The sequence below is a fragment of the Paenisporosarcina sp. genome (genome assembly GCF_049671445.1).
GTDB lineage: Bacteria > Bacillota > Bacilli > Bacillales_A > Planococcaceae > Paenisporosarcina.
On sequence record NZ_JBATUX010000013.1, the window covers coordinates 1 to 15,911 of the forward strand.

Consider the following 15,911-nt stretch of genomic DNA (forward strand, 5'->3'; position numbering starts at 1 on the left):
CCTTTAAATAATGTATTTGACATGTTTAACTTCCTGACCTCTAAATTTTTAACCTACAGGATATTTTACCCTTCGGACATGAAAACCACAAATAGTTTATAATAAAAGAAAAAAGAGAAAGTGTGTATATAAATGTATGACGTGATTATTGTCGGAGGCGGTCCCTCTGGATTGATGGCTGCTATCGCTGCTGGAGAAATTGGAAAGAAAGTACTACTTTTAGAAAAAGGAAAAAAACTCGGGAAAAAATTAGCCATTTCAGGTGGCGGTCGCTGTAATGTTACAAATCGACTGACACAAGAAGAAATCGTTAAACATATCCCGGGAAACGGTCGATTTTTATATAGTCCCTTCTCTGTTTTTAACAATGAAGATATTATTACCTTCTTTGAAGGTCTTGGAGTTGAATTAAAAGAAGAAGATCATGGACGCATGTTCCCTGTCTCAAATCGTGCTCAAGACGTTGTGGATACGTTGATTCGTCAATTGGAAAAGCTACATGTAGATGTTCTCTTTGAACGACCAGTGGCTAAGGTTCTGATGAATGATGAAAAAATTCTAGGTGTAAAGTTGAAAAATGGTGAAGAATTATTGAGTAAATCAGTTGTTCTCGCTGTTGGTGGGAAGGCTGTTCCTCAAACTGGTTCAACTGGTGACGGTTACCCTTGGGCTGAGCGAGCTGGACATACGGTCACGACTTTGTATCCAACTGAAGTCCCTTTATTATCAGATGAACAATTCATTCGATCAACAGAACTTCAAGGTTTGGCTCTACGTGATGTAGCTGTCTCTGTTTTAAACAAAAAAGGAAAAATCCTCGTCACTCATCAAATGGACATGTTATTCACTCATTTTGGCTTAAGCGGACCTGCGATTTTACGGTGTAGCCAATACGTCGTGAAAGAACGCATGAAAAACGGCTCTAAGCCAGTAGATATGGTGATTAACTCCTTACCAAATGACAATGCAGAATCGGCTTTCCAAATGTTAGTTAAGATCATGAAAGAAGATCCTAAAAAATCAGTGAAAAACGTTTGGAAAGGAATTGCACCCGAACGTTGGTTATTATTCTTACTTACTCGAGCGGGTATCGAGCCAAATGAAATTGGTGCTAATTTATCCAATGAAAAAGTACGTGTATTAGCTGGATTATTAGTATCCTTTACGATGACAGTTAATGGAACGCAACCAATTGAAAAAGCCTTTGTAACTGGTGGCGGTGTTTCTGTAAAAGAAATAGAGCCAAAAACAATGGCTTCTAAGAAAAAAGCAGGCTTGTATTTCTGCGGAGAAATCTTAGATATCCATGGTTATACAGGTGGTTATAATATAACTTCTGCACTTGTTACGGGTAAAATTGCCGGTATGAGCGCTGCACTACATGCTAAAACCATCCCTTATGAACCAGTGGAGTATTGATTAAACATTTGTCAGTGCGTCTGGTTTGCTTTGTTACTTTATAATCTAGAAAGGAAAGGAGCGAAGTGACTTTTTGTCACTTCGCTCCTTTCCACTTAATAATGGTTACTTTTGGTCCATAAAAGAGCCCAAACAGATTAACTATTGCCCAAAATAGAATACCTGTCTTCAGACATTCCACTTACCTTTAATATTTCTTTGAGATGTTGATAAATTATTTGCCTCGATTCGATTAGAGATTACAATTAAGAAATTGTTTATCCTAAATTAATCATTTAATTTTCATCTTCTTTTAAAAATCTATGTAACAACATGGCTAATACAATAGCACCCCATACGACAACTGCAACTAAATCCATCATGAAAGACTCATTATCCTCTCCAAATATATCTTGTAATTCATTTGAAGACAGCTTGTACATCGTCATATATTTTTATTCAGTCTTTTATTTCCCCTGTTCCAATTCAAAATCGCAGTATGAAACTGGAATTGCCTTAATATAAATAAGCGAGAGAAGGCATAGGCCTCCTCTCGCTTATTTGGTTCTCTAGTGTATGTGACAACACCAGAAACTTGCTTGGTCGCTAAAACTGCCCTAAATTGAATCGCTACCCAAATTAATGATGGAAAATGTTATCCTGCAAAATATAAGGCAATCGCGAATGAGATGACTGAAATAATAAATACACTAACCGCCATTCGCTTATTAGGTCTTGATATTTGTGGGTGACGTAAAATCGTAAATAACTTCCAAGAAAATGCGACTAAAATTAGTAGAACGACTATATATATCGGTTCCATTAGCCGACCACGATATTTACTAATTTACCTGGAATGGCAATTACTTTTTTAATGTCTTTACCTTCAAGAAGTTCAATAACACGCGAATCTGCAAGTACAGCTTTTTCTAACTCATCTTTAGTGAAATCTTTACTCACTACCATTTTAGTCCGAACTTTTCCATTGAACTGGATAGCCATTTCAATTTCATTTTCTACTAATTTAGATTCATCAAAAGTTGGCCATTCCACATAAGAAATGGTTTCTGTTCCGCCAAGTTTTTCCCACAACTCTTCAGCCAAATGTGGTGCGATTGGGGCAAGGAGTTGAACAAATCCTTTTGCATATTCAACCGGAACTTGTGGTGCTTTATATGCTTCATTGATGAAGACCATCATTTGTGAAATCGCTGTGTTGAAACGAATGCCTTCATAGTCTTCTGTCACTTTTTTCACAGTTTGATGATACACTTTTTCAAGCTTGCCATCGTTTGAAGGAACAATTTTACTGCTAACTGTACCGTCTTCATTCATAAACAAGCGCCAAATACGATCCAAGAATCGGCGAGCTCCATCTAGACCATTTTCTGACCATGCGATTGATGCATCCAGTGGTCCCATGAACATTTCGTATAAACGAAGTGTATCGGCTCCGTGGCTTTCTACGATGTCATCAGGATTTACAACATTCCCTTTAGACTTAGACATTTTTTCATTATTTTCTCCCAAGATCATGCCTTGGTTAAATAATTTTTGGAATGGTTCTTTTGTTGGAACAACCCCAATGTCATACAATACTTTGTGCCAGAAACGCGCATACAACAAATGTAGAACTGCGTGCTCTGCTCCACCAATATAAATATCAACTGGTAACCAACGTTTGATTAATTCCGGATCAGCAATTGCTTGATCGTTATTTGGATCGATGTATCGAAGATAATACCAACAACTACCTGCCCAGTTTGGCATTGTATTCGTTTCACGACGACCTTTCATGCCAGTTTTCGGATCTACAACACTAACCCATTCTTCAATTTTCGCTAGTGGTGATTCTCCTGTTCCGCTTGGTTTAATATCTGTAGCTGTCGGCAAAATTAATGGCAATTCAGACTCATCAATTGCCGTAATCGTTCCATCTTCCCAGTGAATAACCGGAATTGGTTCTCCCCAGTAACGTTGACGGCTAAATAGCCAATCACGAAGACGATATGTTACTTTCTTTTCTCCTGTTCCGTTTTCTTCAAACCACTTAATCGCTTTTTCTATCGCTTGAATTTTATCTAGTCCATTTAAAAAATCTGAGTTAATATGCTTGCCTTCACCTGCGTAAGCTTCTTTTTCAATATTTCCGCCTTCAACTACTTCGACAATTGGAAGGTCGAATTGTTTCGCAAATTCATAGTCACGATCATCATGAGCAGGAACTGCCATAATTGCTCCAGTGCCATAAGTAGCCAAAACATAATCAGCAATCCAAATTGGCATTTTTTCGCCACTTACTGGATTTATTGCATATGCACCTGTAAATACTCCCGTTTTAGATTTCGCAAGATCTGTACGTTCCAAATCACTTTTCAACTTCACTGACTCGATATAGCTTGCGACTTCTTGACGTTTATCTTCAGATGTCAGTTCATTTACTAAAGGATGTTCTGGAGCTAATACTGCATACGTTGCGCCAAAGATCGTGTCAGGACGTGTTGTGAAGGCTTTAAACGAATGTTCAGTGCCTTCCACTTTGAAAGTAAGTTGTGCTCCTTCTGAACGACCAACCCAGTTACGTTGCATGTCTTTAATGCTTTCTGGCCAATCCAAGTCATCCAAATCTTCAATTAAACGATCCGCATATGCTGTAATTTTAAGCATCCATTGCTTCATTGGACGTCGTTCAACAGGATGTCCGCCACGTTCAGATTTACCATCTATGACTTCTTCGTTTGCAAGAACTGTTCCAAGCGCAGGGCACCAGTTAACAGCCACTTCATCCACATATGCTAACCCTTTTTTATGAAGTTGTAAGAAAATCCATTGTGTCCATTTGTAATAAGATGGATCGGTTGTATTGATTTCGCGTTCCCAATCATAGGAAAAACCAAGTTCTTGAATTTGACGTTTAAAGGTTGCAATATTTTTAGCAGTAAATTCTGCTGGATCGTTTCCTGTGTCTAGTGCATATTGTTCTGCTGGTAATCCGAATGCGTCCCACCCCATTGGATGTAAAACATTGTATCCTTGCATCCGCTTAAAACGGCTTAAAATATCAGTAGCTGTGTAACCTTCAGGATGACCTACATGTAACCCTGCCCCCGATGGGAATGGAAACATATCAAGTGCGTAGAACTTTGGTTTAGTTGAGTCTTCTCCTGTTTTAAATGTTTTGTTTAGTTCCCAGTGTGCTTGCCATTTCTTTTCGATTTGTTGATGATTGAAATTCATGTTTTTTCCTCCTCTTGATAAGAAAAACTATTGCTAGCTTCCACATGTTGTAAGCTAATGCTTTCCTTATACTGTCCATCGATTGTTATTTTTCCTGATCAGAGCAATAAAAAAAACTCTCGTCCATTAGTCAAAAGACTAAGGGACGAGAGTTTACTATTTGCTCCCGCGGTACCACCCAAATTAGCAATATAAATTGCTCAACTTGTTTCCTTAACGCGGAAAAACGGCACCGGTTACTACTACTTCACCATTGCAGACTCCAAGGCGAGTTCGATAAGTTGTGTTACCGACTTGCACCATCCGTCGGCTCTCTACAAACACAAGATTATGTACTAATCCTTTTCACAGTCTTACACTATTATTTTTCATTGTAATCGAAGTATTCAAAAAGCACAAGATTTATTGAACGGTATATCCACCATCAAGTACAACCGCTTGACCAGTCATCCCTTTTGCAGATTCACTTGATAAGAACATTGCTAAATCTGCAATCTCTTTTACATCAAGTAAACGTTTTTGAGGAACTAGCGGATAAATTACTTCTTCTAGCACAGATTCTAATGGTACTTTACGCGTTGTTGCTAAATCTTGTAGCTGGTTACGCACAAGTGGCGTATCCACATAACCTGGGCAAATTGCATTTACAGTTATTCCATCCGCTGCTGTCTCAAGTGCTGCAACTTTAGTTAAACCGATTACTCCATGTTTAGCAGAGTTATATGCTGCTTTGCCTGCAAATCCTACTAATCCATTGATAGAAGCCATGTTGATAATACGGCCAAAACCTTGTTTGCGCATATGTGGCAATACATTTTTCGTGGCGATAAATGGAGCTGTTAACATGATTTTTACTAATAGTTCAAAACGTGCCGTTGGGAAATCTTCCAACATTGCTACATGCTGCATACCGGCATTATTGATTAAAATATCTAGTTTACCAAAATGGTTGATTGTCTCTTCAATTGATTGTTCAATATCGGTTTCAACTGTTACATCACATTTTAAGCCAATTGCATTTGAGCCAAGTGAAGCAGCTGCTTCTTTTACCTTTTCTTCATTTAAATCGGTTAATACTACTTTTGCTCCTGCTTGTGCAAATTCGCGAGCGATTTCAAAACCAATTCCTTGAGCTGCACCTGTAATAAATAGAACTTTATCTTTTACCATTATATGTCCCTCCATCGAAAAATACCGTTTGCGCCCACTTTGGGGGAAGCTGATAATTTCTTATATTATTATTGTTTCTCCATGTAAGTTAAGAAAAAAATCAGCCGCACTAGGCGGCTGAATCATTTTAATTAAGTCCAAAACCAAATGAGAATAATACTATTGCGATGATTACACCAATGACTGGCGTTACAACTGTTGTAGCAGCTACAGCCCAGTAAGCTGCGCTATATTTTTCTCCACAGATGGAGTGGATCGTTGTTACAACATAGCCATTGTGTGGAAGTGAATCAAGAGCTCCAGACGAAATAGCCACAACACGGTGTAAAGCTTCAGGGTTAACACCGGCATCCATATAACCTGGCGCTAATAATGGTAAAGCAATTGCTTGCCCTCCAGAAGCTGAACCAGTCATACCTGCGATTACAGATACTGCTACAGCCGCTCCGATTAATGGAGAACCTGGAATGTTTGTCATTGCATCAACTGCTACCTGAAACGCAGGTACAGATTTTGCAACTCCACCGAAACCTACTACTGCAGCCGTGTTACCAATCGCGATAATCGCACCGATCGTACCTGCAGAAACTGCTTCCCAAGGAGCTTTAAAGTATTTCCAACTAACGATAAACGTTGCAATTATTCCACCAAGTAATGCCACAATTAATGCAGATTGCTTTAATGAATCATGGAAGATGAATGAAATAATAAGAACAACTAATAAAGGAATCATGGCTAAGAAAGGATTTGGCAACGGACGGTTAACATCAAATGTTGGATCTGTTTCGCGACTTTCGAAACGCTCACCTTTGTTAACTGCTTTGTTAATAATTTTCTTCAACCACCAGTAACCGAAAACTGCCATGAAAGCAGCTACAATTAAACTTACTTCCCAACCAGCAAACTGATTTGTCCCTAAGAATGGAATTGGAATCCAGTTTTGAATTTCTGGAGAACCTGCAGAAGTCATCGTGAATGTTACTGAACCAAGTGCTAATGTCGCTGGAATAAAACGACGTGGTAAATCTGCTTGTTTAAATAAAGAAATAGCCATTGGATATACAGAGAATGCTACGACGAACAAACTTACACCACCGTATGTAAGAACAGCACAAGCAAGTACAAGTGCAAGTACAGCAAACTTCATACCTAATTTAGCAACAAACCATTTGGCAACTGAATCAGCAGCACCGCTGTCTTCCATTACTTTCCCAAAAACAGCTCCAAGTAAGAACATCAAGTACCAAGCTAAAATGAATGATGTAAAACCTGTCATATAACTTGTAACAAAGTTTGCTGCTCCTTCTTCAACTAACTGTGGAAATAATGGCAGACCACTCATAACTGCAACAAATAATGCAGAAATAGGACCTCCGATTAAAATGTTAACACCCTTCAGTGTTAAAGCGATTAGTAAAGCCAGTCCACCAATAAGACCGATCATACTTAATACAATACTAGTATCCATGAATAAATTTCCCCCGAAATTTTATTTAGACGTTTTAGTTATTAAACTGGACGTTTTCTTTTACGTTGTCGATATTTAAAGAAGCATCGGTTGAATCAATGACGTCTTGAACAGAGAAACCTTCAAACACTTCTTTTAAAACTAATCCAGTTGGTGTAACTTCTATTAATGCACGCTCTGTAATAATTTTGTTTACAACGCCTTTACCTGTTAGTGGCAAATCACATTGTTTTTTAATTTTTGCTGAACCATCCTTCGCCACATGATCCATAATAACGATGATTTTCTTAGCGCCGTGGACTAAATCCATAGCACCACCCATACCTTTAATCATTTTTCCAGGAATCATCCAGTTTGCAAGATCACCAGTCTCTGAAACTTCCATGCCACCTAAAATAGCCACATCAACATGTCCACCGCGAATCATCGCGAAAGACTCAGCACTAGTGAAAAAGGCGGAACCAGGGATTGTTGTTACTGTTTCTTTACCTGCATTGATTAAATCTGGATCGACAGCATCTGCTGTAGGATAGGGTCCGATACCAAGTAACCCATTTTCCGATTGTAATACTACGGTTTTGTTAGGAGATATATAGTTTGCTACTAATGTTGGCATCCCAATTCCTAAGTTTACGTAGTTACCATCTTCAATTTCTTGTTCTGCTCGAATAGCAATTCGTTCTCTAACGTTTACTGTTCCCATAATTGTTTGTCTCCTCCTGTACTATGAACGAGTCGTTAAACGTTCAATCCGTTTTTCTTGAGATGCTTGCAGTAGGCCTTGTACATAAATACTCGGTGTTTGAACCACGTTTGGATCCAAGTCTCCCGTTTCCACAATTTCTTCTACTTCTGCAATGGTAAATTTACCTGCAGCTGCCATCATCGGATTAAAGTTTTGCGCTGTTTTGTTATAGACAAGATTGCCAAACTTATCAGCTTTCGCTGCACGAACAAGGGCAAAGTCAGCACGTAATGCTTCTTCTAACACGTATTCTTTCCCATCAAAATCTCGTATTTCTTTTCCTTCAGCAACAGTTGTTCCAACGCCTGCTGGTGTAAAGAATGCTGGAATACCTGCTCCACCTGCACGAATTTTTTCTGCTAATGTCCCTTGTGGCGTCAACTCCACTTCGATTTCGCCTGATAAAACTTGGCGTTCGAATTCTTTGTTTTCACCAACATATGAACCAATCATCTTTTTTATTTGTTTATTTTTAAGTAAAAGTCCTAAACCCCAATCATCAATCCCACAGTTATTAGAAATGACCGTTAAATCCGTCACTCCTTTATCCACAAGTGCAAGAATTAATTTTTCGGGAATACCAACCAATCCAAAGCCTCCGACCATAATTGTCGCTCCATTTTGAATTTGTTGTACAGCCTCTTCTGCAGAAGAATAAATTGGCTTCATTGGGTTTTCCTCCTTACAAGAAATCGTTTGAATTTTTGTATAAAAGCGCTTTCAATAGTTATTAAAACAGAACTACTATTTTCACGCAATAGTAGTTGTGACAACTTTTTGTCTAAGAAATCAAGGATTACGTCCGAAATTTCGGATTCAATCATCAGTTAGGAAAAAACCTTATAGCACTTACCAAAAACAATGTCCGATTCTTCGGAATAAAGTCCAGTTTTTCGGAAATAGGTCATAAGTTGTGTTTTTTAATTTTTTCATAAAGTGTCGAACGGCTTAGACCTAATTGTTGTGCAATGACCTTTTTATCCGTTCCTTCTTTTAATAAATCTTGTATCATCGAGCGTTCCAAGTCTTCAATAGCAGCTTGCAAATTAACAAAATGTTTAGTTGTTTTTCTGCGTACTTGTTTAATTTGATCAGGTAAAGCTGCAGGTTCTATTATTTCTTCTTCAGCTAAATAGACGGCAGCTTGCATAACATTTTGCAATTCTCTAACATTCCCTGGCCAGTGATAGTTTTGGAGGTACTCTCTTGTATCGCTAGCAAGGACGAGTCTACGTTTACCCGCTTTTAATATGTATTGCTGTAAAAATGTATTCGCTAATTCTGTAAAGTCTTCCATTCGCTCTCGCAACGGGGGGATACGAAGCGTAATGGCTTGGATACGATAGTACAAATCTTCACGGAATTTGCCTTGTTCCATTAAATGTTCAATCGGTCTATTGGTGGCTGCAATTATTCGTACACTTAGTTGTTTCGGGTTTTGCGAGCCAATTGGTTCTATTTCTCCTTCTTGAATTGCACGTAGCAGTTTCGCTTGAATGGTAACTGGCATAGCCCCAATTTCATCAATAAATAACGTCCCTTTATCGGCTAATTCAAAACGACCTTTTCTGTATTGGTTTTTGGATTCAAGGTACGAGCCAAAAATCTCGGCCTCCAACAATTCTGCTGGAATAGCTGCACAATTAATTTTCACAAAAGGCAAATCTGCGCGATCTGATTGTTCATGGATACTTTGTGCAAAGAGTTCTTTTCCTGTTCCACTTTCGCCTTCAATTAAAACAGACAAATCACTTGGTGCAATCATTTGAATCGTTTCTTTTATTGAACGAATGGCTTGTGAGCTCCCTTTAATATCTTCTAATCTGTAAAAATTCTGATTAGAATCAGTTGAAGTCAATTGAATTTTTTCCATCGTCGTCCTTACATGAGAACTTAGCTTTTTCCAATCCGTCATATCACGAAAAACTACACTTCCGAATGCACCAACAATTTCTCCCTCTACAATTAATGGTACGCGATTCGCAAGCATATATGTTCCTTTAATATAATGTGGAGATGCTACATGCGCTTTTCCAGTTTTAACGACTTCGTGCATTTTCGTATTTTCGATCACTTCTTCTACTGGTTGTCCAATAGCTTGATCTCTATGCACTTCTAAAAACCGACAGTAATCTTCATTGATATAAAGAATACGGCAATCTTTATCGACCACCACAAACCACTGAAAAGCATTTTCAAGTATTTGTGCAAGGACGGTTTCTGGTAAATGTTGAAATACTGACTTCAATTTGCTCACCCCAACTTCCGATACGTTCTTTTCTATTTTCCCAAACTATCTTTGATTATGCAAAAAACCAGAAGCTATCATTAACTTTTCTTTTTAATAGAGAGTATATCCTTTACTAATTTTGTCTTAAATTTTACATGATCAGCTTTTCCCGTGTCATAGGTTTTCTTTGAAAATCGTGATAAAATTACCCATTAGAGGAGTGGTCTCAAAATGAATTATCCTTTTCCTACTGATGGAAAACGTTATTATACTTGGAATCGCCATTTGCGCGATGAATTTGGAATGAAAATCTTTAAAGTGGCATTAGACGCTGGCTTCGATTGTCCTAATCGTGATGGGACTGTAGCATTTGGTGGTTGCACATTTTGCAGTGCTGCAGGTTCAGGGGACTTTGCCGGTGATCGAGTAGATTCGATTGCAGATCAGTTTGAAGAAAGAAAAAATAAAATGCATCAAAAATGGAAAGACGCCAAATATATGGCTTATTTTCAAGCGTATACGAATACGCATGCTCCCCTTCCTGTTTTAAAAGAAAAATTCGAAGCAGCACTTGCTGTCGATGGGGTGATGGGACTGTCCATAGCAACAAGACCTGACTGTCTCCCAGATGATGTGGTAGAGTACTTAGCCGAATTAAATCAGCGAACCTATTTATGGGTTGAACTTGGTCTTCAAACAGTTCATGAACGTACAGCGAATTTAATTAATCGCGCGCATGATTTTTCTTGTTACTTGGAAGGCGTTCAAAAGCTCCGTAAACACGGCATTCGAGTTTGCACTCACATCATTAATGGGTTACCTCTTGAAGATAATAAAATGATGTTAGAAACTGTACGTGAAGTTGCCAAGTTAGATGTCCAAGGCATTAAAATTCATCTACTTCATTTATTAAAAGGAACACCCATGATTAAACAATATGAAAAAGGCTTGGTTGAGTTCATGAATAAAGATGACTACATTGGGTTAGTTGTTGATCAGCTCGAATTATTACCTCCTAAAATGGTCATTCATCGTATTACTGGTGATGGGCCGATCAATTTAATGATTGGTCCAATGTGGAGTGTCAACAAGTGGGATGTATTGAATGGTATTGATGCTGAACTTGAACGTCGTGAAAGTTGGCAAGGCAAGTATTTCGAAGGTTCGGTGATAAGTACATGAAACTTGAACGCGTACTACCCTATGTGAAAACGCTATTAAAGAGCTCCGTTTCTCCAGGTGATATCGTCATTGACGGCACTGCAGGGAACGGTCATGATACGCTCTTCCTCGCTGAGCTTGTTGGTTCAAATGGACATGTTTACGCTTTTGATGTTCAACAAACAGCTGTTGAAGCCACTCTCTTACGAGTATCGGAGTGGCAAGAGAGCGTCTCGGTCATTCATTCAGGTCATGAATTGATTGCAAATTATGTATCGAAGGAAATTTCAGCTGCAGTTTTTAATCTGGGTTATTTACCCGGTGCCGATCATTCGATTATTACTCAACCTCAAACGACTATTAAAGCGATTGAAAGTTGTCTCGATTTATTAACAGTTGGAGGCCTCATTATTTTGGTTGTATACCACGGTCATGAGGGAGGTGCGACGGAGCGAGATGTCTTGCTCAATTATGTTAGCAGCCTCCCTCAATCCTTTGTACACGTTTTAAAATACGAATTTGTTAATCAGCAGAATCATCCACCATTTGTGTTAGTGATTGAAAAAATGAAATACAAAAGATAATTTAACCCAAGGAAAGCTAATTATTTAGCTTCCCTTGGGTTTTATTGCATAATTTAATGTGAATTGGAAAAACTAGGTCTATCAATTTTTGATAAGGAGTAACACTATGCCTAAAATCCAATCCATCAGTTCTTTTTTACCACCATATTCGTACTCTCAAGATCAAGCCTCGACTTTATTAAAGAACTTATTTACAGATCACTACCAAGATTTAGAACGGATGTTGAAAGTTTTTCAAAACGGAGATATCGAATCTCGTCAATTTTGTGTTCCGATGGAATGGTTTGAACATCCCCATGATTTAGAAGAACGTAATCGATTATATATTGAGCTGGCTACTTCTTACGGTGCTTTAGCAATCAATGCTTGCTTACAAAATCAAGAATTTTTAAATGAGTCAGTCCATCCTTCCGAAATTGACGGCATAATTTTCATTTCGAGTACTGGCTTTTCAACGCCCAGTATAGATGCCAGGATTTTAAATCAACTTCCTTTTTCTGATTATGTCAAACGAATTCCAATTTGGGGATTAGGTTGTGCTGGAGGAGCATCTGGATTGAGTAGAGCTTTTGATTATTGTTTAGCATATCCGAAAGCTAAAGTGCTCGTGTTGTGTGTAGAATTATGCAGTTTAACTTTTCAACCAAATGACTATTCCAAAAGCAATCTAATTGGTGCGTCATTATTTGCCGACGGAGTTGCATGCGCTTTAGTTTGTGGAGATGAGGTGGATATCTTGTCTAAGAAACCAAGTCCCACATTTGTTTCCACTTCTTCAAAAATCATGCCTAACTCAGAAAATGTAATGGGTTGGGATATGAAAAACGATGGACTGCATGTCGTCTTTTCTAAAAGTATTCCATCAATTATCGAGAAATGGTTGGAACCTTTCGTTACAGAATTTTTATCAGAAAATGAACTCACTTCTAGTGAACTCAATCATTTCATCGCCCATCCTGGTGGAAAAAAAGTATTGACTGCTTACGAAAAATCACTTGGTTTTGATTCTTCTAAAACAGAAATATCTAGAGGTGTTTTACGAAAACATGGCAATATGTCTTCCCCAACGGTTTTGTATGTATTAGAAGATTTCATGAAACTAGATTGCAAAATTGGAGATAAAGGACTGTTAACAGCCCTCGGACCTGGATTTAGTGGTGAGCTTATTTTGCTCGAATGGCAATAGTTATGGTACTTTTCATTTGTGTAGTTGGATTTATTATTACTCAGCGAATTATAGAATTATTGGTTGCTCGCAATAACGAAAATTGGATACGTTCCCAAGGAGGATATGAAGTCGGCGCCAACCACTACCCTTATATGGTGGCCATTCATATTGGTTTCTTTATCAGTTTGATAATAGAATTTATTGTTTTCAAGCAAGAAGTGTCTCGCTTTTGGATACATTTGTTTGTGGTGTTTATCATTTTACAAATGATGAGGGTCTGGGTCATCGCTTCCCTCGGTCGATTTTGGAATACGAAAATACTTGTTTTGCCAGGTGCCCATGTCGTGAAAAAAGGACCGTTTCATTTTATACGACACCCTAATTACGTTGTGGTAACGAGTGAACTTATTGTCATTCCACTAATGTTTGAGGCTTATTTTACAGCAATCGTTTTCACTTTATTGAATGTCGCCATTTTAAGTGTACGAATTCCGAAAGAAGAAGCTGCGTTACGTGAAGTGACTGATTATAAAGAAATTTTTTAAATTCAGGACCTGTTAAACGATAGTATTGATTTCCGTTTCAGTCGGACGCTTTCCGCGGGCAGTCCGTGAGCCTCCTCGTTCGCCAAGCTCACTGTGGGGTCTCACCTGGACATGCTTATCCCGCTGGAAAGATATCGGACGAACTGTAATTCGTCCGATATCTTTGCGACGAGTAACCGCAGGAGCAGATGTTTACCCGCCGCCTTTCACTACAATCATCAAAACCATCGTAAATATTAAACATAGCTTGTTATAGAGTAATATTGAGGAACGACAATGACCGAAGTCGAGACCCCGTAGAAACATAAACAGAAAAATAGGTCTTCGAAGCGACGAGGAGTCTTGGCACTCTCCCTAGGAAATCGTAACTGTTTTGCTGAATATCACCAGCAATATTTAATATAGGTTAAATTTAAAATATAGTGATTACCTTGAAACAGAAAAACGAGTAGCCTATCGCTACTCGTTTCTTTATATTATTTTTCAAAAACAATATCTCCCGCTATTATCGTTTTCACTACTTGGGCTTCAAGCAGTTGTTCGTCTGGTCCATCAAGTAAATCGCGATCAAACACGGTAAAGTCCGCATCATATCCGATCTCTATATATCCTCGTTCATGTTCCTTACAAATAGCTTGTGCACTGCCTATCGTATATAAAGCAATTGCTTCAAAGCGAGTTAATTTCTCCTCGTGTTGGTAGCCATCGTGGGTTTCACCAGGTTTTCTTCTTGCAGTTGCAGCATATAAACCAATGCGTGGGTCTACTTCTTCAATTGGCGAGTCTGAACCACCACTCAACAAGATGCCACGATTCGCGAGTTTTTTCCATGCATATGCCCAGTCCAGTCGATCATTTCCCAATCGTTCTTTTACCCATGGAAAGTCTGAAGTGACAAAGCTAGGTTGAATATCAAGTACCACATCAAGTTTTTCGATCCTAGTGACTAATTCTTCTCTCAATACATTTGCATGAATAAGACGATCTCTTTTCCCTTGAGGAACAGGATATATTTCAATAGCTGTTACGATCATTTCCATTCCTAAATCACCGATTGCATGGACAGCTACTGCTTCTCCATAAGAACGTGCTTTTGCTACTAATGCATTTAGATCTTCTTGAGAGTGAATGGATACCCCCTGTGTTGTTGGATCGTCTGCATATGGTTCACTAAGCAAGGCAGTACGTCCTCCAAGAGCGCCATCGATAAATATTTTCATAGCACCTGGATCAATCCATGGTTCAACATAAGTCGCTTCCGCTTTCATTTCATCAAACACGGTGTGATGACGTAATAAATTCACACGAAACTTGTTATGTTCTCCAATAACCTCTTTAAAGGCTTGAAGTGGCTTTGTATACTCCCCGTAATAACTCATATCTTCCGTATGAACGCCTGTAAATCCGCGCGATACTAAATCGTTTACTGCGGTTTCTAAAGAAATAACCAACTGATTTATAGAAACTTCAGGAATGTGCTGTTCAATAATAGCTTTTGCCCCATCTAATAAATAACCCGTAGGCTCGCCCATGTCGTCTCGAACAATGACACCATCTTCTGGGTCAGGTGTATCTTTAGTAATTCCCGCTAGTTGAAGTGCTGCAGAATTTACAATCATGGCATGTCGACAAACTCTTTTTAACGCGAGTGGACTAGAAGATAACTTGTCTAGTTCATATCGAGTAAGGATTTTTTGATCTGCAAAATTATTTTCATTCCAGCCCTCTGCAACAAACCATTCTCCAGTTAGATGCTCGTTTAAAAGTATTTGTAAGTCTGCAGTCATTTTTTCTGCAGATTTATATGTAGAAAGATCAATTTGACGTAATTTATCTCCATGACCAATTAAATGGATATGACTATCGACAAAGCCTGGATAAACATATGAGCCTTGAAGGTCTATACATTGATTAGCTCGCTTTTTTACATCTTCAAACATACCAACTTCAATAATCTTGCCGTCTTCCACTAATACAGCTTCCACCGTATCTTGCGTATTTTTCATCGTATAAAATGTTGCATGATGAAAACAAACTTTTGTCATGTAGACACCCCCATCTCTACTCATCATAAAACAAAAACCGTCTCATTCACAATGGAATGATGACGGTTTTAGATTATTCGTTCGTTTGTGCTGCTAATTCAACTGCTCTTGCAACTACTTGATGAACGGATGGATCTAACGGATTTGGAATTAAATCGCC

Annotated in this window: 14 protein-coding genes and 1 other annotated feature; of the genes, 5 read left to right on the top strand and 9 right to left on the bottom strand. The window is 38.5% G+C overall.

The window, feature by feature from the left end:
* Window positions 1–132: 132 nt before the first annotated feature.
* On the top strand, window positions 133–1,419 hold the full coding sequence (locus WBG45_RS01065) for an NAD(P)/FAD-dependent oxidoreductase (RefSeq protein WP_424411946.1): 1,287 nt from the start codon (window positions 133–135) through the stop codon (window positions 1,417–1,419).
* Between the two features lie 275 nt (window positions 1,420–1,694).
* On the opposite strand, the gene WBG45_RS01070 is transcribed toward WBG45_RS01065, so the two are convergent.
* The 8 genes from WBG45_RS01070 to WBG45_RS01105 form a co-directional block, all read right to left on the bottom strand.
* Window positions 1,695–1,847, bottom strand: coding sequence for a hypothetical protein (locus WBG45_RS01070; protein ID WP_424411947.1), 153 nt, complete (start codon window positions 1,845–1,847; stop codon window positions 1,695–1,697).
* Between the two features lie 206 nt (window positions 1,848–2,053).
* Entirely contained in the window at window positions 2,054–2,221 is a 168-nt protein-coding gene (locus WBG45_RS01075) for a hypothetical protein (protein ID WP_424411948.1), read from the bottom strand.
* Complete coding sequence (gene leuS, locus WBG45_RS01080) at window positions 2,221–4,635, bottom strand: leucine--tRNA ligase (protein ID WP_424411949.1); 2,415 nt, start codon at window positions 4,633–4,635, stop codon at window positions 2,221–2,223. The genes WBG45_RS01075 and leuS overlap by 1 nt, the downstream gene beginning before the upstream one ends.
* A 138-nt stretch (window positions 4,636–4,773) precedes the next feature.
* Window positions 4,774–4,993: a binding site (T-box leader), on the bottom strand.
* Window positions 4,994–5,037: 44 nt separating this feature from the next.
* A complete protein-coding gene (locus WBG45_RS01085) occupies window positions 5,038–5,805 on the bottom strand; it encodes a 3-hydroxybutyrate dehydrogenase (RefSeq protein ID WP_424411950.1) in 768 nt (255 codons plus the stop codon).
* 127 nt (window positions 5,806–5,932) lie between these two features.
* Window positions 5,933–7,273 carry a GntP family permease gene (locus tag WBG45_RS01090; RefSeq protein WP_424411951.1) on the bottom strand — a complete coding sequence of 447 codons (1,341 nt, stop codon included), beginning with the start codon at window positions 7,271–7,273 and terminating at the stop codon, window positions 5,933–5,935.
* A 34-nt stretch (window positions 7,274–7,307) separates the two neighbouring features.
* A complete protein-coding gene (locus WBG45_RS01095) occupies window positions 7,308–7,976 on the bottom strand; it encodes a 3-oxoacid CoA-transferase subunit B (RefSeq protein WP_024534164.1) in 669 nt (222 codons plus the stop codon).
* Window positions 7,977–7,997: 21 nt separating this feature from the next.
* The gene (locus WBG45_RS01100) at window positions 7,998–8,687 is read right to left on the bottom strand and encodes a CoA transferase subunit A (RefSeq protein WP_424411952.1); all 690 of its coding nucleotides are present in this window, start codon (window positions 8,685–8,687) and stop codon (window positions 7,998–8,000) included.
* Window positions 8,688–8,922: 235 nt separating this feature from the next.
* Window positions 8,923–10,266 (bottom strand): sigma-54 interaction domain-containing protein, encoded by a 1,344-nt coding sequence (locus WBG45_RS01105; protein WP_424411953.1) that lies wholly within the window; start codon window positions 10,264–10,266, stop codon window positions 8,923–8,925.
* Window positions 10,267–10,479: 213 nt separating this feature from the next.
* Here WBG45_RS01105 and WBG45_RS01110 point away from each other — a divergent pair, with 213 nt between their 5' ends.
* From WBG45_RS01110 to WBG45_RS01125, 4 genes are all read left to right on the top strand, one after another.
* On the top strand, window positions 10,480–11,430 hold the full coding sequence (locus WBG45_RS01110) for a TIGR01212 family radical SAM protein (RefSeq protein ID WP_424411954.1): 951 nt from the start codon (window positions 10,480–10,482) through the stop codon (window positions 11,428–11,430).
* The gene (locus WBG45_RS01115) at window positions 11,427–11,993 is read left to right on the top strand and encodes a class I SAM-dependent methyltransferase (protein ID WP_424411955.1); all 567 of its coding nucleotides are present in this window, start codon (window positions 11,427–11,429) and stop codon (window positions 11,991–11,993) included. Before WBG45_RS01110 ends, WBG45_RS01115 begins: the two co-directional genes overlap by 4 nt.
* A gap of 106 nt (window positions 11,994–12,099) precedes the next feature.
* Window positions 12,100–13,179, top strand: coding sequence for a type III polyketide synthase (locus WBG45_RS01120; protein ID WP_424411956.1), 1,080 nt, complete (start codon window positions 12,100–12,102; stop codon window positions 13,177–13,179).
* Entirely contained in the window at window positions 13,170–13,706 is a 537-nt protein-coding gene (locus WBG45_RS01125; protein WP_424411957.1) for an isoprenylcysteine carboxyl methyltransferase family protein, read from the top strand. Before WBG45_RS01120 ends, WBG45_RS01125 begins: the two co-directional genes overlap by 10 nt.
* 476 nt (window positions 13,707–14,182) lie before the next feature.
* On the opposite strand, the gene WBG45_RS01130 is transcribed toward WBG45_RS01125, so the two are convergent.
* Window positions 14,183–15,751, bottom strand: coding sequence for an amidohydrolase (locus WBG45_RS01130; RefSeq protein ID WP_424411958.1), 1,569 nt, complete (start codon window positions 15,749–15,751; stop codon window positions 14,183–14,185).
* Between the last annotated feature and the right edge of the window lie 160 nt (window positions 15,752–15,911).